Origin of the sequence: Streptosporangium jomthongense (assembly GCF_042650425.1) — a bacterium.
Lineage (GTDB): Bacteria > Actinomycetota > Actinomycetes > Streptosporangiales > Streptosporangiaceae > Streptosporangium.
In genome coordinates, this window is sequence record NZ_JBHSBC010000001.1 from 599,944 (window position 1) to 623,689 (window position 23,746).

Here is a 23,746-nt window from a genome sequence, read left to right on the forward strand (position 1 = left end):
CCCCCCGAACTCGTCCGCCCTGTCAGGTGCCCGTGTGTCTTCCTGTCGTGCGACGTCCCGTTCCGTCATCGTTCGCCCCTCCGCCGGAGGCCGGACGCGGAGACACCATGGAGACACCTGATGAGCGTCCCCTCGCCCGCCCTGTGGCCGATGGGCACGGACTCCTCACCGGCCCGTGCCCGTACCACCGTGACCTGGCCGCGCGCCTGACTCCCGCCGGTCGAACGCATGCGGTACAGAACCACCGAGAACACCGGCCTGACCGAGCCCGCGAGCAAGGCGGGGACGACCGATCGCTCATCGCCGAGGTGTTCCGACGGCCGGCGCGCCCTGCGCAGGCCCCGTGCTCCGAGAGGGTCTCGACAGTGAGAGATCTTGGCCGGAGTCGACCTGAACCACAGCGGTGCGCGGGCCCGCCCGGCCGCGCCCGCCGGAGCGGGCGGCGGCCCGGTGGGCCACGAACACCGGTAATGCCAGTAAAGCAGCAGGCTGCGGCGTTGCGGAGGGAAAGACGGATTTCCGGACTTCGGCGATCCCCGGCCGGACGAGGCCGGTCGGGGACAGCCGGGGACAGCCGGGGACGGCGTTACGCCGGGGTCAGCGCAGGGTGCCGTTGGTCATGCCGACCGGTTCCTCGGGGACGGCGATCAGGCCGAGTTCGGCGGGCGTGGCCACCAGCGGGTGGTCCGGCACGACCCGGACGGTGTATCCGAAGGAGCCGGTGCGGTCGAGCGGGATCGTGCCGCTGTAGACGGCCTTGCCGTCGTCGGCCTCCGTCTCCAGGGTCAGGTCGGCGTAGGACGGGCCGACCATCTCGTCGTGCTGGCCGACCAGCCCGTAGGCGGCCTGGACCCGGATGTCGGACGGCTGCAGCTCACCGAGGGCGATGGCCGCCCGCAGTTCGAGGGAGGCGCCTACCTCGGGGGTGTCCCCCAGGTTGGTCGCCTCGACGTGCTCGACCCGGACCCCCGGCCAGGCCTGGTGGACCCGGAGCTTCCAGGCGGCGAAGTGCCTGGCGGGCTCGTAGCCGTCCGCGGACAGGGCGCGGGCCGACCCGGCCGCCGGGGCGTACAGGCCGATCACGTAGTCGCGGAGCATCCGGCCCGCCAGGACCTTGGGGCCGAGCGAGGTCAGAGTGTGCCTGACCATCTCCAGCCAGCGCAGCGGCAGGCCGTCGGAGGCCCTGTCGTAGAACCGGTCGGCCACCTCGTGGTCGATCAGGTCGTAGAGCGCGTGCGCCTCAAGCTCGTCGCGGCGGTCGGGGTCGGCGACCCCGTCCGCGGTGGGCACGGCCCAGCCGTTCGTGCCGTCGAACCACTCGTCCCACCAGCCGTCGCGGATGGACAGGTTGAGCCCGCCGTTCAGCGCGGCCTTCATCCCGGAGGTCCCGCAGGCCTCAAGGGGACGCAGCGGGTTGTTCATCCACACGTCACAGCCCTGCACGAGGAGCTGGCCCAGGGCCATGTCGTAGTCGGGCAGGAAGACGATGCGGTGCCGTACGTCCTCGCTGTCGGCGAAGCGCACGATCTGCTGGATGAGTTTCTTGCCGCCCTCGTCCGCCGGATGGGCCTTGCCCGCGATCACGATCTGGACCGGCTTCTCCGGGTTGAGCAGCAGTTCGCGCAGGCGTTCCTGGTCGTTCAGCATCAGGGTGAGCCGCTTGTACGAGGGCACCCTGCGCGCGAAGCCGATGGTCAGCACGTTGGGGTCGAGGGCGTCCTCGATCCAGCCGAGTTCGGCCCGGGAGGCGCCCCTGGCCAGCCAGGACCTGCGCAGCCGTTCCCTGGCCGCGTTGACCAGGCGGGCCCTGAGCCTGTTCCTGATCCCCCAGACGTCCACGTCGGAGATCTTGTTGACGCCCTCCCAGCCCTGGGCTCGCTCGACCAGGGTGGGCAGTTCCCTGCCCGCGAGTTCCATGATCTCGCGGCCGACCCAGGTGGGCGCGTGCACACCGTTGGTGATGGACCCGATCGGGATGTCGTCGGCGTCGAAGCCGGGCCACAGGCCGCGGAACATCTCCCGGCTGACCTCGCCGTGCAGCTCGGACACGCCGTTGACCCGCTGGGCCAGGCGCATGCCCATCGCGGCCATGTTGAACTTGCCCGGTTCGTCCTCGGCACCGAGTTCGAGGATGCGCTCGACGGGGACCGTTGGCCAGGCGTTGTCGCCGCCGAACTGGCGGGCGATCATCTCGGCCGGGAAGCGGTCGATCCCGGCGGGGACCGGGGTGTGGGTGGTGAAGACCGTGCCCGCCCTGACGGCCTCCAGGGCCTCGTCGAAGGAGAGCCTGGCCTCGGTCAGCTCGCGGATGCGCTCAAGGCCGAGGAAGCCCGCGTGCCCCTCGTTGGTGTGGAAGACCTCGGGCTCGGGGTGGTCGCCGACCCGGCAGTAGGCCCGGATCGCGCGCACGCCGCCGATGCCCAGCAGCAGTTCCTGGAGCAGGCGGTGGTCGGTGCCGCCGCCGTACAGGCGGTCGGTGACGTCGCGGGCGGCGTTGTCGTTCTCCGCGACGTCGGAGTCGAGCAGCAGCAGCGGGACCCGGCCGACCTGGGCCACCCACACCTGGGCGTGCAGAGGACGCTGTTCCGGCAGGCTGACCGTGACCCGGACCGGGGTGCCGTCCCGCTCCTTGAGCAGGGTCAGCGGCAGGCCGCCCGGATCGAGCGAGGGGTAGTGCTCCAGCTGCCACCCCTCGGGGGAGAGCGACTGGGTGAAGTAGCCGTGGCGGTACAGCAGGCCGACGGCCAGGATCGGCACCCCGAGGTCGCTGGCCGCCTTGAGGTGGTCGCCCGCGAGGATGCCCAGACCGCCCGAGTACTGCGGCAGCGCGGCGGCGATGCCGTACTCGGGGGAGAAGTAGGCGATGGCCCGCGGTGCCTCGGCGAGGGTCTGGTACCACCGGGGCGCGGTCATGTACTCGTGGAGGTCGTCGGCGGCGTCGGCGACCCGCCGGAGGAAGCGGCGGTCGGCGGCCAGCTCACGCAGGCGGCTCGCCTCGACGGCGCCGAGCAGCGCGACCGGGTCGTGACCGACGCGTTCCCAGGTCGCCGGATCGACCTCGGCGAACAGATCGAGTGTTTCGGGGTGCCACGACCAGCGCAGATTGTGGACAAGCTCGCCGAGGGGGGCCAGCTCCGGGGGAAGGACGGTGCGGACAGTGAACCTACGGATTGCTCTCACGCTGCCAGACCCTAGTTACTCAGCGCCATGACGGCGACCCGGACACTCACGCGTCTCCCCCTCACCACTATCAATCCGCTCCAAACACATCCAAGGGCAGTCGATCGACCGGGAGACCACACCCTGGGAACAACTCGCCGAACAGTAAGAGGTCCCGCACTCTTCCACCTAGGCGCATGAAGATGGACTATTGGGGCACGCATCTGTGGGTCGCGACGCCCCACCCCCGGGGGGCCGACCGTCGATGCAACGGCAGGGTATTGTCCTGCATCAAAGCCGGTGACCAGGGGCTTTTAGAGAATCGAAGATCTATTCTTGCCGACTTTTTCGGCGGCACCGGGTGTGCCGTCGCTACCTTGAGACGCGATGATCGGACGAATTCCCATCCAGGACATCCAGCCCACGGTCGAGTGCGGGAACTACCCCGCCAAGGCGGCCGCGGGTGAGACCTTCGAGATCACCGCCGTCGTGTTCCGTGAGGGCCACGACGCGGTCGCCGCGGGCGTCGTGCTGACGAGCCCCGACGGCGCGCGTGGACCGTTGCTGCCGATGCGCGAGCTCGCGCCGGGCACCGACCGCTGGGGCGTCGAGGTGACGCTGCCCGCGGAGGGTGAGTGGAGTTTCCGCGTCGAGGCGTGGGGCGACCCGATGGCGACCTGGCTGCACGACGCGGGCATCAAGATCCCCCGTGACCTGGACGCCGAGCTGATGTGCGAGGAGGGCGCCCGGCTCTTCGACCGCGCCGCCAAGGCCGTACGGCCCGCGGACTGCGCGCCGGCGGGCCAGGAGCCGAAGAAGAAGTCGGGCAAGACCGGGAAGAAGACCGCGTCGGCCCACGTGTGCGGGCACCGGGCCGCGTTGCAGGCGGTCGCGGCCAAGCTGCGTGACACGGCGCTCGACCCCAGGGCCCGTTTCGCGGTCGCCCAGTTGCCGGAGACGGCGGAGCTGCTGCGGGCGCATCCGCTGCGTGAGCTGGTGACCCGCTCCCAGCGGCGGCTCGTCAGGGTCGATCGCCGCAGGGCGCTCTACGGCTCGTGGTATGAGTTCTTCCCGCGTTCGGAAGGGGCGATCGTCGAACCGGACGCAGCCCCCAAGTCCGGAAATTTCAAGACTGCCGCGAACCGGCTGCCCGCCGTCGCGAAGATGGGCTTCGACGTCGTCTACCTGCCCCCGATCCACCCCATCGGGCACAGCTTCCGCAAGGGCCGCAACAACACCCTGACGCCGGAGCCGTACGACCCGGGCTCGCCGTGGGCGATCGGCTCCGAGGAGGGCGGCCACGACGCCATCCATCCCGACCTGGGCACCTTCGAGGACTTCGACGCCTTCGTGGCCAAGGCCCGTGAGCTGGGCATGGAGATCGCGCTCGACCTGGCCCTGCAGTGCGCCCCCGACCATCCGTGGGTCAGGGAGCACCCGGAGTGGTTCAACGTCCGCGCCGACGGCTCGATCGCGTACGCGGAGAACCCGCCGAAGAAGTACCAGGACATCTATCCGCTGAACTTCGACAAGGACCCCGAGGGCCTCTACGCCGAGGTCAAGCGGGTGGTCCGGCTGTGGATGGACCACGGCGTACGGATCTTCCGGGTGGACAACCCGCACACCAAGCCGGTCGCGTTCTGGGAGCGGCTGATCGCCGACATCGGCTCGACCGACCCGGACGTGCTGTTCCTCGCCGAGGCCTTCACCAGGCCGCCGATGATGCACGCCCTGGGCAAGGTGGGCTTCCACCAGTCCTACACGTACTTCACCTGGCGCAACTCCCGGCAGGAGCTTGAGGAGTATCTCACCGAACTCTCGCACGGGTCGTCGAGCTTCATGCGGCCCAACCTGTTCGTCAATACTCCGGACATTCTCCACGAATACCTGCAACACGGGGGAGTCGCGGCATTCCGCATTAGAGCCATCATCGCTGCGATGGCCATGCCAACGTGGGGCGTGTACTCGGGTTATGAACTTGCGGAAAATGTCCCGGTTCGCCCTGGTAGTGAAGAATACCTAGATAGCGAGAAATATCAGTACAGACCTCGCGATTGGGCCAGTGCCGAGCGAGAGGGCCGTAGCCTGGCTCCACTGATCACGCAACTTAATCTGGTGCGCAGAGCACACCCGGCGCTCCAGGAATTGCGTAACCTACGGTTCCATAGCGTCGACAATCCGGACGTGGTCTGCTTCTCCAAGCGGCTGCCCGGCGCCCACGATACGGCCACACGACGGCACGGCATGGGCGACGTGGTCCTGACTGTCGTCAACCTCGATCCGCACCGCACCCACGAGGCGACGGTTTCGCTGGACATGCCCGCCCTGGGTCTCGGCTGGAACGCCGAGTTCGTCGTCGACGACGAACTCTCCGGCGAGTCGTACAACTGGCGGCAGTCCAACTACGTGCGCCTCGACCCTTATATCCACTCAGCACACATCTTCACTCTGCGTGCCACGGCGAACCAGCGGTGAGCCGGCCGGGTACGCATACCGGCAAACAGCGGGGAGTCCACTGGTGAGTCAGGTACCTGAGCCAATTCCGAACACCTTCGACGAGGAGAAGCCGCGCGACCCGTACTGGTTCAAGCGCGCCGTCTTCTACGAGGTGCTCATCCGGGGGTTCGCCGACTCCAACGGAGACGGCACCGGAGACATCCGAGGGCTGATCGAACGGCTGGACTATCTCCAGTGGCTCGGCGTCGACTGCCTGTGGCTGCTGCCCCTGTACGAGTCCCCGCTGCGCGACGGCGGCTACGACATCGCGGACTTCATGAAGATCCTGCCCGAGTTCGGGGACCTGGGAGACTTCGTGAAGCTCGTGGACGAGGCCCACAAGCGCGGCATGCGGGTCGTCGCCGACCTGGTGATGAACCACACCAGTGACGCCCACCCCTGGTTCCAGGCGTCCCGGCACGACCCGCAGGGCCCCTTCGGCGACTTCTACGTCTGGAACGACGACGACGAGCTCTACAAGGACGCCCGGATCATCTTCGTCGACACCGAGACCTCGAACTGGACCTACGACCCGGTCCGGCAGCAGTACTACTGGCACCGCTTCTTCTCCCACCAGCCGGACCTCAACTACGAGAACCCGGACGTGCAGGACGCGATGCTCGAAGTGCTGCGGTTCTGGCTCGACCTCGGTATCGACGGCTTCCGGCTCGACGCGGTGCCGTACCTGTTCGAGCAGGACGGCACCAACTGCGAGAACCTGCCCAGGACCCACTCCTACCTCAAGCGGATCAGGGCCGAGGTCGACCGGCTCTACCCGGACCGGGTGCTGCTGGCCGAGGCCAACCAGTGGCCCGCGGACGTGGTCGAGTACTTCGGCGACCCCGCGACCGGTGGCGACGAGTGCCACATGGCCTTCCACTTCCCGCTCATGCCGCGCATCTTCATGGCCGTGCGGCGCGAGTCGCGCTACCCCATCTCGGAGATCCTGGCCCAGACGCCGAAGATCCCGGAGAACTGCCAGTGGGGCATCTTCCTGCGCAACCACGACGAGCTGACGCTGGAGATGGTCACCGACGACGAGCGTGACTACATGTACGCCGAGTACGCCAAGGACCCCCGGATGCGGGCCAACGTCGGCATCCGGCGCCGCCTGGCGCCGCTGCTGGACAACGACCGCAACCAGATCGAGCTGTTCACCGCGTTGCTGCTGTCGCTGCCCGGCTCGCCGGTGCTCTACTACGGCGACGAGATCGGCATGGGCGACAACATCTGGCTCGGCGACCGTGACGGGGTGCGCACCCCGATGCAGTGGAGTCCCGACCGCAACGCCGGCTTCTCCAGCTGCGACCCCGGCAGGCTGTACCTGCCGATCATCATGGACCCCATCTACGGCTACCAGGCGATCAACGTCGAGGCCCAGCAGAAGAGCTCCGGCTCCCTCCTGCACTGGACCAAGCGCATGATCGACATCCGCAAGCGTCACCCGGTCTTCGGCCTGGGCGCCTACACCGAGCTGAACTCCTCCAACCCGAGCGTCCTGGCCTACGTGCGTGAGCTGGGCGACGACCGGATCCTGTGTGTGAACAACCTGTCGCGGTTCCCGCAGCCGGTCGAGCTCGACCTGCGCCGTTTCGAGGGGTCGGTGCCGGTGGAGACGATGGGTGGAGTTCCGTTCCCACCGATTGGCGAACTTCCGTATCTTTTGACGCTTCCTGGGCATGGGTTCTACTGGTTCACCCTGCCGCCCACATCCCAGGAGGCGTGAGACCGTGTTGACGGAGCTCCTTTCCGGCTGGATCACCCATCAGCGATGGTTCGCCGGTAAGGGGCGCCCGATCGACGAACTCGGCGTCGACTCCGACGTCGAGCTGAGCCCCGGTCTGCGCCATCTGATCATCTCGGTGCGCCAGGCCGGGGACCACGACCGCTACCAGCTCCTGCTCGGCACGGACGGCGACGCCTCAGGCCGCTACAGCCACGCCAGGATCGGCGGCGACTACTACGACGCCGTCTACAACCCCGACCTCACCGGGCCCCTGCTCACCGGGATGGCCGAGGGCCGCGACCTGGGCCCCCTGCGCTTCCGCCATCTGGAGGGCGCCTCGATCGACACCTCCCTGCGCAGTCTGGTGCTGAGCGCCGAGCAGTCCAACACCTCCCTGGTGTACGGCGAGACCTACATCTGCAAGCTGTTCCGCCGCCTCATCCCCGGGGTCAACCCCGAGCTTGAGATCGTCACCGCCCTGGCCCGCCACGGCGCCGGGCACATCGCCCGGCCGTACGGGTGGATCGAGACCGACCTCGACGGGGAGACGACCACGCTGGCGATGACCCAGGAGTTCCTCGCGACCGCGAACGACGGCTGGTCGCTGGCCCTGGCCAGTGTCCGTGACCTGTACGCCTCACTCGACCCCTCGGCGGAGGACGCGGGGGGCGACTTCAGCTCCGAGGCCTACCGGCTGGGCGTGGCGACCGCCGAGGTCCACCGTGAGCTGGCCGTCGCCTTCCCCACCGGAGTGCTGGAGTCCCAGGACGTCAAGCAACTGGTCGAGGACCAGCGCCGCCGCCTGGCCCAGGCGATCACCGAGGTGCCCGCGCTGGCCGCGCACGCGCGGGTGGTCGAGGACGCCTACCAGCGGATGGCCGACGTGGTCTCCGAGATGCCCGTCCAGCGCGTCCACGGCGACTACCACCTCGGCCAGGTGATGCGCACGACGACCGACTGGGTCGTCCTCGACTTCGAGGGCGAGCCCGGTCAGCCGCTGGCCGAACGCCGCGCGCTGTCGTCCCCGCTGCGCGACGTGGCCGGGATGCTGCGCTCCTTCGAGTACGCGGCCCGCCACCTGCTCGCCGACAATCCGGACGCCGCGGCACTGCGCCCCAGGGCGGCCGAGTGGGCCGCGCTGAACCGCGCGTCCTTCCTCGACGGCTACGCGGCGGGCGGCGGCAGGCTGCACCCCCAGGACACCGTCCTGCTGCGCGCCCTCGAACTGAGCAAGGCCGTCTACGAGGTCGTCTACGAGGCCCGTAACCGCCCCACCTGGCTGCCCATCCCCATGGCCGCCTTCGAAACGGACCGCTGAGGGTTTCTCACTCCAGCCGGCCCAGGTCGGCCAGGGAGCCGTTGAACAGGAAGTCGGAGGTCTGGGTCATGGCCATGACCACGAGGTCGCGGGCGGGGTGGTTGAACCACGAGGTGCCGTAGCCGCCGTCCCAGCCGTAACGGCCGGGGACCGAGGAGATCTCGTCCGGCTCGGTGACGACGGCCACGCCGTACCCCCAGCCGTGACCGGCGAGCACGATGTCGCCTGACGCCCGCTGCCCGGCCGTCAGGTGGTCGGTCGTGATCAGCTCGACGGACCGCTCGGACAGCACCCGGCGCCCTTGGTGGACGCCCCCGGCCAGCAGCATGCGGGCGAAGGCCAGGTAGTCGTCCACGGTGGAGACCAGACCGGCCGCTCCCGAGGGGAAGGCGGGCGGCCTGGTCCAGGCTTCGTCGGCGGTGTGCGTCTGCGGCGTCAGCTCGCCGGTCGGGCCGGTCATGTAGTGGACCGGAAGCCTGCCGAGGTGCTCGGCGGGCAGGTGGAAGCCGGTCTCGGCCATGTCCAGCGGCTCGAACAGACGCGTCCTGAACACATCGCCGAGCGACATGCCCGTGGCGCGGGCGACCAGCACACCGAGCACGAGGGAGGCGGTGTTGTACTGCCAGCGCTCCCCCGGCTGGCACATCAGCGGCAGCGTGCCGAAGCGTCGCATCCACTCGTCGGGATCGTGCGGCGTGCGGGGGTCGGGCGGGCCGGTGACGAGTTCGAGCTCCCGGGCCGCCTCGATGACGGGATAGGGCAGGTCGATCGTGGGGTACGGCGAGTCCGGCGTGACCCCGAAGACCAGGCCGTATCCCATCCGGAAGGTCAGCAGGTCCTCCACCGTGATCGGGCGTCCGGCGGGGACGGTGTCGTCGAGCGGGCCGTCGAGGCGCCTGAGCACCCTGCGCCCGGCCAGCTCGGGAAGCAGCCGGTCGACCGGTTCCTCCAGTCTCAGCGTGCCGTCCTCGACCAGGGTCATGGTCGCCGCGGCCAGGACCGCCTTCGTCATCGACCCGACGCGGAAGATCGTGTCGCGCCGCATCGGCTCGTCACCGCCCAGGGCCGTCGCCCCGATCGGCTCGACGAGCGTCTCGTCCCCCTGGGCGACGAGAAGCACCATGCCGGACAACTCGCCTTTCTCGACACGCGCGGCCATCGCCTGGCGCACCCGGTCGAACCCGGCTCGCAACGGAGAGGTTGTCATCGTCGTGCCTCCACGCTCAGGGCTCCCGCCCACCGGTACGGCGTCACCCCAACCCTGCCATCCCCGACCGACATTTCCCACGCGCCCCAGCCCCGCCCGGCCTGTGAGCACGTTCTCCGACGACTCGCGGCACTCCGCCGACCTTGACCGGCGGGGTGTGAAAGCCAGGAACAGGAACCTCCGCGATGTCCGCGAGCCATCCGAAATCAATTAATAACGCGCATCCCGAATGCCGGACCCCGGCCGATCGCGAATTTCTCGCCTTTCTCGCCGCGTTATTCAACCTCACATCGTCGCGCATCGACTACATACCGTCGTGTGCATTCCCTATGCGTTTCCTGCCTATGGTGAAATTCGTCTTTATTCCTCCCCTTGAGGAGAACATCCATGTTCTACAGGCGCGGAGCCGCCCTGCTCCTTGCATTCGCCGTCGTCACCGTCGCCGGGGTTCAGAGCGCCGCGTACGCGGACAACGGCTCGGACTCCGACCCGGCGGTCGTTTCCAAGAGCGACAGCCCGGCCGGCGCGGACGCCTCGCTGCTCGCGGCCACGGTGACCTGCGGAAGCGGCGGGGTGAGCGACCCGGACACCCTCGGTGTCGCAGGAACGAATCTCGCCGGTTCCTACTTCGACTCCACCGGGTCAAGCGAGCTCTACGTCAAGGTCGCCACCCTGTCCAGCGGAGTCACCTATGGCTGGACCAAAGACATCGCCCCCGCTGTGAACGAACAGCTCACCACCGCTTGGTGGGATAACTCGGGAAACGCACATTGGTGCGGCTGGGGTGGAAACCAGTACCGGACCATCACATCCCTGAGCGCCCCATACACCTCGGCGGTCAGGAAGGACCAGGCGACCTACATCCGAGGCCACGTCAACCCGTATGACTGGGCTTACGGGGAGCTCCTCGGCTGGCAGTACGGCTCGAAGGTTCCTTTCTAGGAGAACCGGTCGATCGCATTTTCCGGGTGCCGGGCCAAGGCGGTTGTCTCGGCCTGGCACCCGGGGCTTTCAGACGGTGAAAGTGCAGCGCAGAAAGGTCAAGGTGTGGCGAAAGCAGGTGCCAGAACCGCTGTCACCGCCTTCACGGCGGTCGCGGTCACCCTTGTGGCGAACGGCTGCGGAACGGTCCGCGCGCCGGAACAGCCTCCGGCCCAGCAGGCCGTCGTCCCCGTGGCGGTGAGCACCGTCACCTCCGAACGCGACCTGGAACTTCCCCTCGACTCCTACGGTCTCGGTGCCGAGGAGCGCGCCGTCGTACAGCGGGCCAGAGGGACCCTCCTTGTGGCGTGCATGGCTCAGTACGGGCTGAAAGTGACGCTGCCCACGCAGACACCGGTGCTCTACCCCAGGAACGCGGCCTTCCTCGGCTGGCTCGGCGCGAAACAGGTGAGCCGGTACGGGTACTCGGGGCCGCCGGGACAGCTCCTTGAGGAGGCCTCCGCCTCCAGTGGCCTGCGCCCCTTCCCCCCGGTCGAGGGGTTGCAGGGCGCGGTTTTCTCCGGAGACGTCGAAACAGCCGGTGGGAAACGCGTTCCCCTCGGCGGGTGCAACGCCGCCGTGGAGAGACTGCTCAACCGTGGAGAGGCCTCCCTGGACGGACGCTCCCCCGTGGCCCCCTTCGCCGACAGGCAGCTTGAGAGTTTCGCCGCCGACGCGGCCGAACAGGCTTACGCCGATGTCAGGCTGCGCGAGGCCGACAAGGCGTGGAGTTCCTGCATGCGCGTGGCCGGTTACGCCTATGGCCGTCCGGCGGACGCACGACTGGACCGACGATGGGCGACCAGGGAGAGCGAACCCGCGGGAACGGCCGAGAAAAGGGTCGCGACCGCGGACGAGAGGTGTCAGGCGTCCACCAACTACGTCGGCGTCAGAAAGGCGTTGTACACCGATTATCAGCAACGCGTCGTAAGGTCCAACGAGACGACGTTGCGCTGGATCTCCGGCTTGCTCCGTGCCCGGCTCGCCACGGCACGAGAAATACTCGGCGACCGCTCAGGCCGGATCAGGGATCAGTGGCTGGAAGGCCTCGGAAGAACCAGCTGAGAGAGCACTCCACCGGGACGCACCGGCCCTGATCAGTTCTGTTCCGCGCCGATGATCGGCAACCGCCGAGGAAATCTCATCATCTCGTCGTCGCGAGAGAGCGCCGCCTGGTGAAGACGCTGCAGGAGTGGCCCCGGCGTCACGTCAAGTTCCTCCCTGAGGGTCGCACTCGCTCGCCGGTAGGTGTCCAGAGCTCTGGTGGGTTCTCCCATGAGATAGCGGACCCTCAACAACTGCGCCCAGAGGCGTTCATGGAGCGGATGTTCGGTGAGCAGGTTCTCGATTCGGTGGCTGAGCGGTCTGAGATCGCCGAGAAGGATCATCGCCTCGTTGAGCAGGCTGGAGGCCTCAAGCCGCAGTTCGTTCAGCAGGCCGAGTTTGGCCTGCAGACGTTGGGAACCCTGGGCGTCCGCGCCCGCCGTGCCACGCCAGAGCGACTCCGCTCGATTCAGTGTGTCGGCCGCCGCCTTCCGGTGGCCGGTTCGGAGCAGCCGCCGTCCCTTCTCCAGCAGTTCGGTGAAAACGAACGCGTCCACGTCCTCGCCGGACGCTGAGACCCGGTACGCGGCGCACTGATGGGCCCCGCTCCGAACGGTGGTCAGCCGACGCTCCAGCGAATGAGCGGAAAGCCATCGCCGTACGACACAGACGTATGTTCGCAGATTCGCCTCCGCGGATTTCGGCGGACTTTCCCAGAGAAGATCGATGACGGCCGATCGCGTCACCCAGGAATCCGGGGTGAGAAGCAGGGTGAGAAGCAGCCCCTTGGGCATTCCAGAAGGCGTCGATCCGGGCAGGGCGTCAACCTTTCCTATATCGACCGTACCAAGCATCCTGAACAGGGTCATGCACACCTCGATGCAGTGGGAAACTACCTCAAAAATACTTACATGATCTTCCGTTGTTCGCCAGGTTTTTATTTTCGGACAGACTCTCGACGCCTTCGTCAGCACCCCAGGAAAACAGCAGGCCTGATCGTCAGGGGCAACCGGCCCAGCCACCTGGGGGAGTTTCCAGGGAACCATCGATCGAGCATTTGGCCTCATTATCGAAAATCATGGCGGGCGACCGCTTCGGGTCAACCTACCAGGGGAAACCCTCGGAGCCTGTCGTGTCCCGGCAGTGGTGAGCGGGCCGATCACGGCTCTGGGCGACCAGCGGTTCCACTCCTGTTCGGGTGGAACGACGTCGATCCGTCCGCAACAAGGAGCCGCGCCTTTCGGAAATCCTGAACAATGATTTCGGCCATCCTTGACGAATGGACAACACCAGAAAGAGAGATGAGCGATCAATCGGATCATGCCGCAACCCTCCCCACCGAAACAAGCAGAGCGACCGAGAAAATCACTTGATCTTCGATGCCCGTCCGTGATAGACGAACGGTTCTACGATTCCAGTCCGGACCTCGGCACCGTGCCACATGATTCCCGTCTTCGAAGGAAGATTTCAGCCCCCGTCGCCCTCTGCACACCGAACCCGTACCAGAACCTTCCGGAACCGGAGAAATAACGCGGACAGTAGCCGAACAAATACGCATGAAACCCAACCGGAATGGGAGTTGGTTCAACCAATTGAATACAGGCCACGCACGGCCGTACCGGCCGGAACGAGCGCCAAGGCCCGCCCCTCCGGCATCCCAATCAAGAAAAACGAGCGTGACATGCCATCGGCCACGACACCGTAGTGGTGGAGGCGACGGGGCACCGGCTCCGAATCACCTCTCATGCGAGGATCGACCGACCGTCCACCGGCTCCGCCGTACACGCCCGGCCCGGCCAAAGGCATCCGACCAGGGCCGTGCGCCAAACCGATCGATCTCATGCCGAGAGCGTCGATCAGGAGCAGGCCCGAGCCCGTTCGCCGCCCACGGTTCACGACGGTTCGCCCCCGGCACGGCCGTCCTTGCGGAGGCCCCCGGAGAAGCCGAAGAAAAGGAAGAAAAAGGGGTCCGTAAGCCGTGGAGAAGACCGGGAAGAGCGTGCATAAGGATTTCCCATAGCTCTTTCGTAATCAATGGAAATCACCAGGACAGGCCCTTTGGGTCGTCACAAACCGATGAACGGGAGCGCGCCGCCCACCCCATAGGGTGAATCCGGTCCCACCCTCACCACCCGTACAGCCCCGCGACGCACCAGGTGTTTCGGCCGCCCCATAGTCCTCGTGACATAACACACGCCACGCGCGCCACTCCCGGAACGGATTGAATCCACAAACCCTGACGGACCAATTCACTGACTTCCGTGATCGCCGTGGGAGGGGCAATCTTGTCGGTGATCCTTCCGGCCGAAAAAACCTTCTCATCGGCTCGGGAAAAACACGGGAAAACTCATCGGGAGTCTGGAGAATCGAACATGGATCACGGAAGGAAAACAAAGGGAATCTTATCCGGATCGGGGACGCTGCTGGCGTGCGCCCTGCTGGTCGCCGGAGTCGGGGCCGTACCGGCGCAGGCGAGCGCGGCCGCGGTGAACTGCGGCGACACACTGACCGCGGACGCCGCCCTGACCGCCGACCTGGTGTGCGCCGGCGGCGGGCTGACCATCGCGACCGACGGCGTGACCCTCGACCTGGGCGGGCACGTCCTCACCGCGACCGGCCTCACCCTGCGGGCCTCGGGCGTGACCGTGAAGAACGGCAAGATCGTGGGAACGGGCGGGGAGGCGGTGACCGTGCAGCCGGGCACCACCGGCGGCACCGTGGAGGCGACGCTCTCCGACGTGCAGGTCACCGCGGGGGCGACCCGGGTGCAGGACGCGACCCTGACCGTGGCGGGCAGCAACCCGGCCCTGTGCCTCCTGACGGGCCTGACGGTGCTGAAGTCCACGGCGACGGTCGAGCAGTGCGTCGTGCACGGGGAGGTCAGCGTCCAGGACTCCCCCGAGGTCACGGTGGCGTCGAGCACGCTGAGCGAAGGGAGGCTGACGACCGCCAGGTCCGGCGGCGTCTACAACGGGACGGTCTTCGACAACTTCCCGGTGACCGTCGCCGCCGACGCGGGTGAGGACGTCTTCCAGGACAACCTCTTCAGGAACGCCGACACCGCCCTTGAGGTCAAGGGCGGGCAGCGGACCACCTTCGACGGCAACGTCTTCATGAACAACTCCGTCGGACTGCTGAGCACCGGCGGCTTCGCCCTCACGACCGTGAAGAACAACGTCTTCCACAGCAACAAGACGGTCGGCCTGCTGGTCAACCAGAACCTCGCCGGGGTCAACCCCGACCCGGTGGCCGACAACATCTTCTTCGCCAACGGCATGACCCCCCGCAAGCTCACCGACCTGGGCGGCAACACCGTCCGCGGTGGCCTGCACCTGTTCACCGGCACCCTCACGCAGGCCGCCCTCACCGTGGCGCGCAACGGCGGCCTGGCCAACGGCGGCTTCCTCATCTGGGCCAGGCCCGGCTCGGTGACGGACGGCGGCGGCAACCGGGGTCCGTGCGGCCCCAAGCCCAAGTCCGGCCTCACCTGCGCCTGACCCCGCCTTCGACCTTGACGCTTGAGGCGGCTCCCGCCGGGACACGGCGGGAGCCGTTCAGCCGTCCGAGGTGATCCGTCGCTCGATCCGGTGGCGGATCCCGGCCGCGCGGGGGTCGTCGTAGTCGGCGAGCAGGCCGAGCGCCTTCGTCCAGTGCCGTCTGGCCGCCTCGGGGTCCTCCTCCACCAGGGACGCGCCGAGGGCGTCGAGGTCCAGGGCCTCGTGCCAGGTGTCGCCGAGCATGTGGTGGATCGAGGCGGCCTGGCGGTGGAAGTCGGCCGCCTCCCCGTGCCGGTCGAGCGCGTAGAAGGTCTCGCCGGTGCCGTACCAGGCCAGTGCCTCCCGGCTGCGGTCCCCGAGGCGCCGGTGGAGCGTGGCCGAGCGCTGGAAGGAGGCCAGCGCGTCGACGAACTGCCCGGCCGCCCGCTGGGCGTTGCCAAGGGCGATGAGCCAGAAGCCCTCAAGCCGGTTGTTCCTGAGCACGAGGGCGATCTCGACCGCCTCGTTCGCCGTGGCCAGCGCCTGTTCTACCTCGCCCCGTTCACGCAGGACGTCACTGAACAGGCGCAGCGCGTTGCCCTCGCCGCGTTTGCTCTCAAGGAAGCGGTGCATCTCCAGTGCGCGCCGTACGGCCTGCTCCGCCTCGGTGAGCCGTCCGGCGTGGTAGTGGGTGCTGGCGAGGTTGGCCAGGGTGGTGGCCTCCCAGTGCGCCGAACCCTGCTCCCTGAAGGCGGCGACGGCCCGCTCGAAGTGCTGCGCCGCCTCGTCCAACCGCCTCCTGCGGAGGTTGACCAGCCCGATGAGGTTGAGCGAGTGGGCCTGGCCGAGCCGGTCGTCCACCTCGGTCCAGATCGCCAGCGCCTGGCGGTGGCTCTCCAGGCTGTCGTCCAGGCGGTTGATCCGGACGTAGCCGATGCCGAACTCGGTGAGCAGCCGTGCCCGGGCGGGCAGGTCGCCGAGCCGTTCCGTCGCGGCCAGGCCGAGTCTGCCGACCTCCAGCCAGTCGGCGACCGGCGCCGAGGGCGGCTGGCTGTTGGCCAGCACGACCGCCAGCTGCCAGGTCAGCTCGTCGTATCCGGCGGAGATAGCGGTCCTGGCGACCTGCAGGAGGTTGGCGTGCTCGCGTTCCGACCAGTCGACGGCCGTGTCGTAGTCGGCGAAGGTCAGCGGTCGCACACCCTCCATGGGAGGTGTGAGCCGTATCCGGTTCTCGGCGGGGCCGATCCAGTTCTGGGCGGCGTCGGCGGTGTGCAGGTACCACTCCAGGACGCGGCGGAGCGCGGCCTGCCGGTCGTCGTAGGAGCCGTCCCGCTGCGCCTGGTCGGCGGCGTAGGCGCGCAGCAGGTCGTGGAACTGGTAGCGGCCCGGCGTCGTCTGTTCGAGCAGGTGGGCGCCGACCAGGGAGTCCAGCAGCTGCCGTGTCCTGCTCGGGGTCAGCCCGCCGAGCGCGGCGGCGGCGTGCAGCCCGAACTCGGGGCCCGGGTGCAGACCGAGTAACCGGAAGAGCCGGGCGACCTGGTCGGGCAGCGCGCGGTAGGACCACGCGAACACCGTCCGTACGGCCCCGGCCTCCTCGTCGTCCCCGGTGCTCAGCGCGTCCCACAGGGCGGACTCGTCACGCAGGTCGGCGATCAGGTCGTCCAGCCGCATGTGGGGGTAGCTGACGGCTCGTTCCGCGGCGATCCGCAGGGCCAGCGGCAGCCGGGCGCACAGTCTGGCCAGCTCGGTGAGCTTGCTCTCGTCGTCCTCAGGACGGTATCCGGCGGTGACGGCCCGCAGCAGGGCGACCGCCTCCGGCTCGGGGAGCGTGCCCAGCGTCAGGCGGTGCGCCCCGTCGCGTACGGCGAGGATCGACAGACGGCTGCGGCTGGTGACGACGACCAGGCAGCCCGCGCTGCCGGGCAGCAGGGGGCGGACCTGGCTCACCATGGCCGCGTTGTCGAGGACGATCAGCATCCTGCGGCCGGCCAGCAGTGAGCGGTAGAGCGCGGCGGCGGCGTCGAGGTCCTGCGGCACCGAGTGGGCGCGGACGCCGAGGGCGACCAGGAACCGGTGCAGCGCGTCGTAGGCGGTTACCGGCTCTCCGGGGTCGTAGCCGCGCAGGTTGACGTAGAGCTGCCCGTCGGGGAAGCGCTCCTGGATCTGGTGGGCCCAGCGCAACGCGAGCGAGGTCTTGCCGACACCGGCCGTCCCGGCGATCACGCACACCGAGATGACCCTGGGGTCGCCGTCCTCACCGGTCAGGACCGCGTTCAGCCGTTCGAACTCCTCGACGCGGTTGACGAACCCTCGCACGTCCGCGGGAAGCTGGCGCGGCACCGGAGCCGGGGAGGCGCCCCTGTTCCTGCCGCCGTGGTCGTGGAAGTGCACTCCCCCGCTGACGTTCCTGGCCTGCACGACGTCACGTGAGGACCCCGACAGTTCGGAGTACGAACCGCCGGGGTGTTCTTCATCTTCTCTGTGCTTTTTGACGGCTACTCCGTTTTCGACCCGACCGTGGACGAGGAGAGGGAGGTGAGCTCCCGGTCGACATAGGACCTGACGTCCTCGCCCGTCTCGTAGAGGCCTCTGATGTAGTCCTCCCAACCCCTGACGAGGTGGGGAGTGGTGTAGCGGAACGCGCCGTCGGGGACACCGCCCTCGGTGTAGAGGACACGGTAGAGAGTCCGGCCGCCGAGGACGACCACCTCGGGAAGCGGGCCGCCGCGTTCAAAGGCCGCGACCGCCTCGGCGCCGACCACCCGGATCCGCTCGCCGCACTCCGCGCGCATCCGCAGCGAGCGCAGCTCCCAGCGCATGTACGGCGTGAGCGGCGTCTCGACGACCCGCACCCGGTGGAAGAAGGAGTTGCGGAGCTCGTCCTCACGCGTCATGGCGAGCAGGCTGTCCGTGCGCTCTTCGAGCAGCCGCATCGACTCGTCCCAGTCACCCCGGCGGAAGGCGTCGTAGCTGGGAACGGCCTGCTCCTCGAAGTGCTGGCGCCGTTCGAGCTTCCAGGAGTCACGGTTGCGGAGGACCGCCTCCCGCTGCCGGAAGTCGCGCCGGTAGGCCTCTCTGACGAGCCTTTCGCCCTGGGCGGGGATGAGATGGGGAGCGCGGAGGTCAGACATCGGCGATGTCCGGTTTCGCGACGCTGAGCATGATGCCGGGGATGACGACCAGTCGCTCGTCCGGAGCGAGGGAGACGCCTTCCGGCAGACGCGGCTCGTAGACGGCGGTGAGATCTCTGCCGATCACCGCGATGTCACCGTTGTCCAGCTGCCAGATGTCGGGGCACTCGTCTCGACCGTCGGAACGGTCAAGCTCCTTGGCCGACTTCCCCAGGCGCCGTTGGAACAACGCGGACGGGTCAGCCTCCCAGGAACGAGCCATGCCTGCCTCCCAGTCGGCTTGGCCGTACGTGTGACTTGCACGGAGCATATGCGAGACGGCCTCCCGGAACAATGGAAAGTTCGCCTTCGCCGCCGAACATCACCCAAAAAACAAACGGCTAGCCCTAAACAGGATGAAAGCAGACCAATAACCGGCAATCACCCAACCCAGCCGAGAGGCCATGGACACCCCTGACCTGGGGATTGTCTCCACAGAAAGCCTTTTTCCCGCAAACGATCATGGTCTCGTATTCCGACGTCACCCCCTTTGGGCACCGTTTCCGGCAGACACCGGACGCCGAAGACACCAAGAACGGCACGCCCGAGATATCGGCCTCCGAAAAGCCGCTTCCGGCACTCGCGGGCGCCGTCATCCCGAGTACAGCCAGCACCACGAGAAGAGAGGCGCTGGTGGGATGTCGCCGGGTACGGCGTCGCCGTGAGGATCGACGGGCTCTTCCATCGCTCACAAACAGGAGAGGCCCGTGGCGAAGCGACATATCCCCATCGCCCTCATGATCGGCGCCGCCCTGGCCGCCGTGACGCCCGTACTGCCTGCCCTGGCGGGCGGATCACGCCCCACGGCCGTGGCGGTCTCCGACGTCCCCTGCCCGGTCGTGAAGGGAACGGCGGCCCGCTGCGGAGAGATCACGGTGCCGCTGGTCCGCGCCGACCCCTCAGCGGGCACGAACCGGATCGCCTACGCGCTGCTGCCGCGCACCGACGTCGGCCGTCCCCCGGCGGGAACGGTCATGGTGGTCAGCGGCGGTCCCGGCGAACCGGCGATCGCCTACGCGGAACGCTTCGCCGAGGACATGACCGCCCTGCGCGACGACCACGACCTGCTCCTGGTCGACCCGCGCGGCACCGGCGGATCGGAGCCGGTCGACTGCGGTGTCCCCGCGGACTACGACCTGCTCCCCAGAGAGCGGCAGATCGACGAGGTCGAGGCGTGCGGACGGCGGCTCGGGGAGCGGGCACGGGCCTACACCTCGGCGGAGCTGGCCGACGACCTGGACGCCGTCCGCTCACGCCTCGGCGTCGACAGGGTCGATCTGTACGGCGTGTCCTACGGCACCTATCTGAGCACCGTCTACGCCTTCCGGCACCCGGAGCACACCCGCAGCGTCGTCCTGTCCGGGGCCTATCCCCTGCGCTTCGACCCGCTGGGCCGTCCGAACGCGCGGGCGGTCGAACGGGTCCTGCTGCGGCTGTGCGCGCGCAGCGACGGCGCCTGCCAGGGTGAGAAGGCGGTCGCCAACCTCGAACGGCTGGCCGCCCGCCTGCGGGAACGCCCCATTCCCTTCGAGATCGAGGTCTCAGGGCGTCGCCGTACCCTGCTGCTCGACGAGCACATGCTCGCCCTGATCCACTTCTACGTGGCGAGCGGCAACGGCACCCCGCGGGTCTGGTCCGAGCTGCCGGCCGTGGTCTCGCGGGCGGTCTCCGGTGACACGGCCCCGCTCGTCGCCCTGGCCGGGCAGCTCGCCGAGGGACTCGCCTCCCAGCCGCCGGAGAAGCGGGCCACCAGGGCCCAGGCCCTGTCGATCGTCTGCAACGACTATCCGACCGTGTGGGACCGGCGGGCCACCGTCGCGGACCGTACCGCCGTCTTCGCCGGGGCGCTGCGACGGGCCGAGGGACGGTTCGGGCCGTTCAGCGCGCGTGGCTGGACCGAGGCCGTGATGGACGGCGCCGACCTGTGCCTCAAATGGCCCCGTACCGACCGGCCCGCGGGCCACGGCACCGCGCCCCGCGTCCCGGTGCTCGTGCTCTCCGGTGAGCTCGACACCAACACCCCCGTCTCCCAGGGGCGCCGGGCCGCGGAGCAGTTCCCGGTGAGCACCTTCGTGGAGGTTCCCTCCTCGGGACATGTCCCGACCTGGGAGGAGACCGGTTGCGCGGCCAGACTGGCGACGGCCTTCATCCGCACCGGCTCGACCGGTGACCGCTCCTGTCTGAAGGCCATCCCTCCCCTGCCGGTCACCCGCCTCCGCTGACCCTGCCGTACGGCGGAGCCCTTTTCGTACGGCGGGCCCCGCCGTACGAAAAGGTGTTGAGAGGTTGTCGGACCTCCGTGAGAGGCTGGGCGACGGTGATCAGGGCCGATCAAGATGAGAGGACCACGAGTCATGACCGACGACCGCGTTTCCCCCGCTTTCATCGCCGACGAACGCGCCATGCTGGACAGCTGGCTCGACTGGCACCGCGAGACTCTGGCCGTCAAGTGCGCCGGCCTGCCCGAGGAACGGCTCCGTGAGCGTTCCGTGCCGCCGTCGTCCCTGTCGTTGCTCGGCCTGGTTCGTCACATGGCCCATGTGGAACGCGTCTGGTTCCGCCGGGTGCTGGACGGCGAGGACGTCCCGCTTCTCTACAGCAAGGCCGAGGACCCCGACTCCGACTTCAACGACGTGGACACCGCCTCCGTGGAGGAGGCCTTCGCCATCTGGCGGGCCGAGATCGAGGTGGCGCGCGAGATCTCGGCCCGGGTGCCGCTCGACGCCGTCGGCAGGCAGCAGCGTCACGGCCAGGACGTCTCGCACCGCTGGATCCTCGTCCACATGATCGAGGAGTACGCCCGCCACAACGGCCACGCCGACCTGCTCCGCGAACGCCTCGACGGCGCCGTCGGCGAGTAGCCCACTTCTCTCTGTCATCAAGGAGCCGCGGCCAGGTTCGTCGAAGGGGAGTGAGATTCGCATCCTGTTCGCGTTCGATCCGGTCCGACGGGCAGTGCTGTTGGTCGCGGGTGACAAGGCCGGTAACCGGCAGCGTTGGTATGACACGAACGTGCCGCCGGCGGAAAAGCGATATGCCGAACACCTGCCGGAGTTGGCCAGCAGGGAGTACGAATGAGCGCGGTCAGCTGGAACGAAGTGAGGCGACGGGCCAGGGAGCAGCGTCAGGCCGCCGGGCTGACGGTACGGTCCGACGCCGAGAAGTCTGCCGCGATGGACCGGCTCGCGGCGGAGATCAGAGCGTACCGGCTCATGGAGATCAGGCATGAGCCGGACCTGACCCAACGCGACGTGGCCGCCGTCATGGGGGTCTCAAGCCCAAGGGTTTCGGCCATCGAACACGGAGACATCGACCGCGTCGAGGTCGCGACCCTGCGTTCCCACATCGAAGCTCTGGGCGGGCGTCTCCGCGTGGTGGCGGACTTCGGCGACGCCGAACACACCGTCGCCTGACCGACCCGTTCACCCAGCCGTTGGTGAAGGCGCTGGGCACCATCGGAGAGCGGCAGGGCTCTCGCACCGCTGGATCCTCGTCCACGTGATCGAGGAGTACGCCCGCCACAACGGCCACGCCGACCTGCTCCGCGAACGCCTCGACGGCGAGTGACCTTCTCCAGGGGACAGACCAGGTAAGCCGGAAAGGACCGGTGGTTGAGAGCCGGTCTCCCGGTGGCGCGATGTCCCCTCCGGTGCGAGCACCGGCTTTCGCCGCACCGCCTTGACGTGGACGGTCCCAGGTCGTCCATGGGCTGCCGGGCTGCGGATGCCGAAGTCGTCTCCCGAGGCGGAGAGGTCACCTGCCGGGCGGCGAAACGACTAAAAGGGCAAGAGGGATGTACATCTCCTGCCACTACCAAGCTATAGCGCATGGGGGGACTTGCCACAAGGCCCCGGTTGTGCCGCACAATCCCCCTTCGACACCGGAACGTACGGACATCGGGGGCCGTGAATGCGCGTTGTGTTGGTGACCTACGGATCACGCGGGGACGTCGAGCCGATGACGGGGCTGGCGGTGCGGCTACGGGCGCTCGGCGCCGAGGTGCGGGTGTGCGCGCCGCCGGACTTCGCGGAGTTGCTGGACGATGTCGGCGTGCCGATGAGTCCTCTCGGCTGGCCGATCCGCGCGCTGGCGACGGGGGCGATCCCCGACAAGGCGAAGGCGGGCCTGTCCGGTATCGCCGCCGAGCTGACCGCCATGGCCTACGAGACGGTCGTCGAGGCGGCCGGCGACCGCGCCGCGGTGGTGGCGACCGGTTCCTTCCCCGCCGTGGCCGGTGCGCGGGCGGCGGCCGAGAAGCTGGGTGCGCCCTACGTGTTCGCCTCCCTCTCCCCCTCCTACCTGCCGTCGCCGCATCACGCGCCTCGTCCCTGGCCGGGCCAGGTGGTCCCCGAGGGGGTGACCGGCAACCGGGAACTGTGGGCCCTCGACGCCGAGCACAAGGACGCGTTGTTCGGCGAGACGATCAACAACCATCGGGCGTCGGTCGGCCTGCCCCCGGTGGACGGCATCCGCGACCATGTCTTCACCGGCCGCCCGTTCCTGGCGACCGACCCGGTCCTGGGTCCCTGGCAGGAGACGCCGGAGCTCGACGTGACGCAGACCGGCGCGTGGATCAGGCCGGACGAGCGCCCGCTTCCTGCCGGCCTGGAGGCGTTCCTGGCCGCCGGGGACAAGCCGGTGTACGTGGGCTTCGGCAGTATGCCGATGCGGGGCGCGAGCGCCCAGGAGATCTCGCGGGCCGTCATCGAGGCGGTTCGGGTGCTGGGTCGCCGTGTCCTGCTCGGAAGCGGCTGGGCCGACCTGACCGCGATCGACGACCGGGACGACTGCTTCGTCGTCGGCGAGGTCAACCAGCAGGCGCTGTTCAGCCGGGTGGCCGCCGTCGTGCACCACGGCGGCGCGGGCACCACGACGACGACGGCCCGTGCCGGAGCGCCGCAGGTGATCGTGCCTCAGGTCGCGGACCAGCCGTACTGGGCGAGCCGGGTGACCGAACTGGGCATCGGCGCGGAACACGACGGTCCGACGCCGACCGCCGATTCGCTGTCGGCCGCGCTCAGGATCGCCCTGGCCCCCCAGACCGGTGCCCGCGCGGCCGTCGTGGCCGGGACGGTCCGTACCGACGGGGCGGAGCGGGCCGCGAGGCTCCTGCTCGACATGATCGGCCGGAGCGGGTCCGCGCTGCCCGCGGGCTGACTTCTCAGAGGT

At 68.6% G+C, this 23,746-nt stretch carries 17 protein-coding genes and 1 pseudogene; 12 read left to right on the plus strand and 6 right to left on the minus strand.

Annotation, left to right across the window (positions count from 1 at the left end; genetic code table 11):
• Positions 1-597: 597 nt before the first annotated feature.
• Positions 598-3,180, minus strand: coding sequence for an alpha-glucan family phosphorylase (glgP, locus tag ACFOYY_RS02840; protein WP_386187494.1), 2,583 nt, complete (start codon positions 3,178-3,180; stop codon positions 598-600).
• A 366-nt stretch (positions 3,181-3,546) separates the two neighbouring features.
• Here glgP and ACFOYY_RS02845 point away from each other — a divergent pair, with 366 nt between their 5' ends.
• From ACFOYY_RS02845 to ACFOYY_RS02855, 3 genes are read left to right on the plus strand one after another with little or no spacing between them, the layout of a single operon-like run.
• On the plus strand, positions 3,547-5,634 hold the full coding sequence (locus ACFOYY_RS02845) for an alpha-1,4-glucan--maltose-1-phosphate maltosyltransferase (RefSeq protein WP_362909524.1): 2,088 nt from the start codon (positions 3,547-3,549) through the stop codon (positions 5,632-5,634).
• Positions 5,635-5,677: 43 nt separating this feature from the next.
• Positions 5,678-7,381, plus strand: a complete 1,704-nt coding sequence (gene treS, locus ACFOYY_RS02850; RefSeq protein WP_352015185.1) for a maltose alpha-D-glucosyltransferase — start codon at positions 5,678-5,680, stop codon at positions 7,379-7,381.
• A 4-nt stretch (positions 7,382-7,385) separates the two neighbouring features.
• Entirely contained in the window at positions 7,386-8,699 is a 1,314-nt protein-coding gene (locus ACFOYY_RS02855; RefSeq protein ID WP_362780539.1) for a maltokinase N-terminal cap-like domain-containing protein, read from the plus strand.
• Positions 8,700-8,706: 7 nt separating this feature from the next.
• Here ACFOYY_RS02855 and ACFOYY_RS02860 read toward each other — a convergent pair whose 3' ends face one another.
• Positions 8,707-9,906, minus strand: a complete 1,200-nt coding sequence (locus ACFOYY_RS02860) for a serine hydrolase domain-containing protein (RefSeq protein WP_386187499.1) — start codon at positions 9,904-9,906, stop codon at positions 8,707-8,709.
• Positions 9,907-10,293: 387 nt separating this feature from the next.
• Here ACFOYY_RS02860 and ACFOYY_RS02865 point away from each other — a divergent pair, with 387 nt between their 5' ends.
• Positions 10,294-10,848 (plus strand): hypothetical protein, encoded by a 555-nt coding sequence (locus tag ACFOYY_RS02865; protein WP_386187502.1) that lies wholly within the window; start codon positions 10,294-10,296, stop codon positions 10,846-10,848.
• Between the two features lie 105 nt (positions 10,849-10,953).
• Positions 10,954-11,952, plus strand: a complete 999-nt coding sequence (locus ACFOYY_RS02870) for a hypothetical protein (protein ID WP_386187505.1) — start codon at positions 10,954-10,956, stop codon at positions 11,950-11,952.
• Positions 11,953-11,984: 32 nt separating this feature from the next.
• On the opposite strand, the gene ACFOYY_RS02875 is transcribed toward ACFOYY_RS02870, so the two are convergent.
• Positions 11,985-12,800 (minus strand): AfsR/SARP family transcriptional regulator, encoded by an 816-nt coding sequence (locus tag ACFOYY_RS02875; protein WP_386187508.1) that lies wholly within the window; start codon positions 12,798-12,800, stop codon positions 11,985-11,987.
• A gap of 1,503 nt (positions 12,801-14,303) precedes the next feature.
• On the opposite strand from ACFOYY_RS02875, the gene ACFOYY_RS02880 reads away from it, so the two are divergent.
• Positions 14,304-15,428: a right-handed parallel beta-helix repeat-containing protein gene (locus ACFOYY_RS02880; RefSeq protein WP_386187511.1), complete on the plus strand. Its 1,125-nt coding sequence runs from the start codon at positions 14,304-14,306 to the stop codon at positions 15,426-15,428.
• A 57-nt stretch (positions 15,429-15,485) separates the two neighbouring features.
• Here ACFOYY_RS02880 and ACFOYY_RS02885 read toward each other — a convergent pair whose 3' ends face one another.
• The 3 genes from ACFOYY_RS02885 to ACFOYY_RS02895 all read right to left on the minus strand — a co-directional run bounded on the left by ACFOYY_RS02885 (position 15,486) and on the right by ACFOYY_RS02895 (position 18,800).
• The gene (locus ACFOYY_RS02885) at positions 15,486-17,825 is read right to left on the minus strand and encodes an ATP-binding protein (RefSeq protein WP_386187514.1); all 2,340 of its coding nucleotides are present in this window, start codon (positions 17,823-17,825) and stop codon (positions 15,486-15,488) included.
• 77 nt (positions 17,826-17,902) lie between these two features.
• Positions 17,903-18,538: a DUF6879 family protein gene (locus ACFOYY_RS02890; protein ID WP_362780529.1), complete on the minus strand. Its 636-nt coding sequence runs from the start codon at positions 18,536-18,538 to the stop codon at positions 17,903-17,905.
• On the minus strand, positions 18,531-18,800 hold the full coding sequence (locus ACFOYY_RS02895; RefSeq protein ID WP_352015179.1) for a hypothetical protein: 270 nt from the start codon (positions 18,798-18,800) through the stop codon (positions 18,531-18,533). The genes ACFOYY_RS02890 and ACFOYY_RS02895 overlap by 8 nt, the downstream gene beginning before the upstream one ends.
• Positions 18,801-19,284: 484 nt before the next feature.
• On the opposite strand from ACFOYY_RS02895, the gene ACFOYY_RS02900 reads away from it, so the two are divergent.
• The 6 genes and pseudogenes from ACFOYY_RS02900 (at position 19,285) to ACFOYY_RS02925 (ending at position 23,734) form a co-directional block, all read left to right on the plus strand.
• Entirely contained in the window at positions 19,285-20,799 is a 1,515-nt protein-coding gene (locus ACFOYY_RS02900; protein WP_386187519.1) for an alpha/beta hydrolase, read from the plus strand.
• A 132-nt stretch (positions 20,800-20,931) separates the two neighbouring features.
• A complete protein-coding gene (locus ACFOYY_RS02905; protein WP_352015177.1) occupies positions 20,932-21,438 on the plus strand; it encodes a DinB family protein in 507 nt (168 codons plus the stop codon).
• Positions 21,439-21,454: 16 nt separating this feature from the next.
• Complete coding sequence (locus ACFOYY_RS02910) at positions 21,455-21,655, plus strand: type II toxin-antitoxin system RelE/ParE family toxin (protein ID WP_352015210.1); 201 nt, start codon at positions 21,455-21,457, stop codon at positions 21,653-21,655.
• Positions 21,652-21,990, plus strand: a complete 339-nt coding sequence (locus tag ACFOYY_RS02915) for an XRE family transcriptional regulator (protein WP_362780523.1) — start codon at positions 21,652-21,654, stop codon at positions 21,988-21,990. The genes ACFOYY_RS02910 and ACFOYY_RS02915 overlap by 4 nt, the downstream gene beginning before the upstream one ends.
• Positions 21,989-22,144: pseudogene (locus tag ACFOYY_RS02920) on the plus strand (mycothiol transferase); the annotation flags it as partial. The gene ACFOYY_RS02915 and the pseudogene ACFOYY_RS02920, both read left to right, overlap by 2 nt.
• Positions 22,145-22,486: 342 nt before the next feature.
• Positions 22,487-23,734 (plus strand): glycosyltransferase, encoded by a 1,248-nt coding sequence (locus ACFOYY_RS02925; RefSeq protein WP_386187524.1) that lies wholly within the window; start codon positions 22,487-22,489, stop codon positions 23,732-23,734.
• Positions 23,735-23,746: the final 12 nt, after the last annotated feature.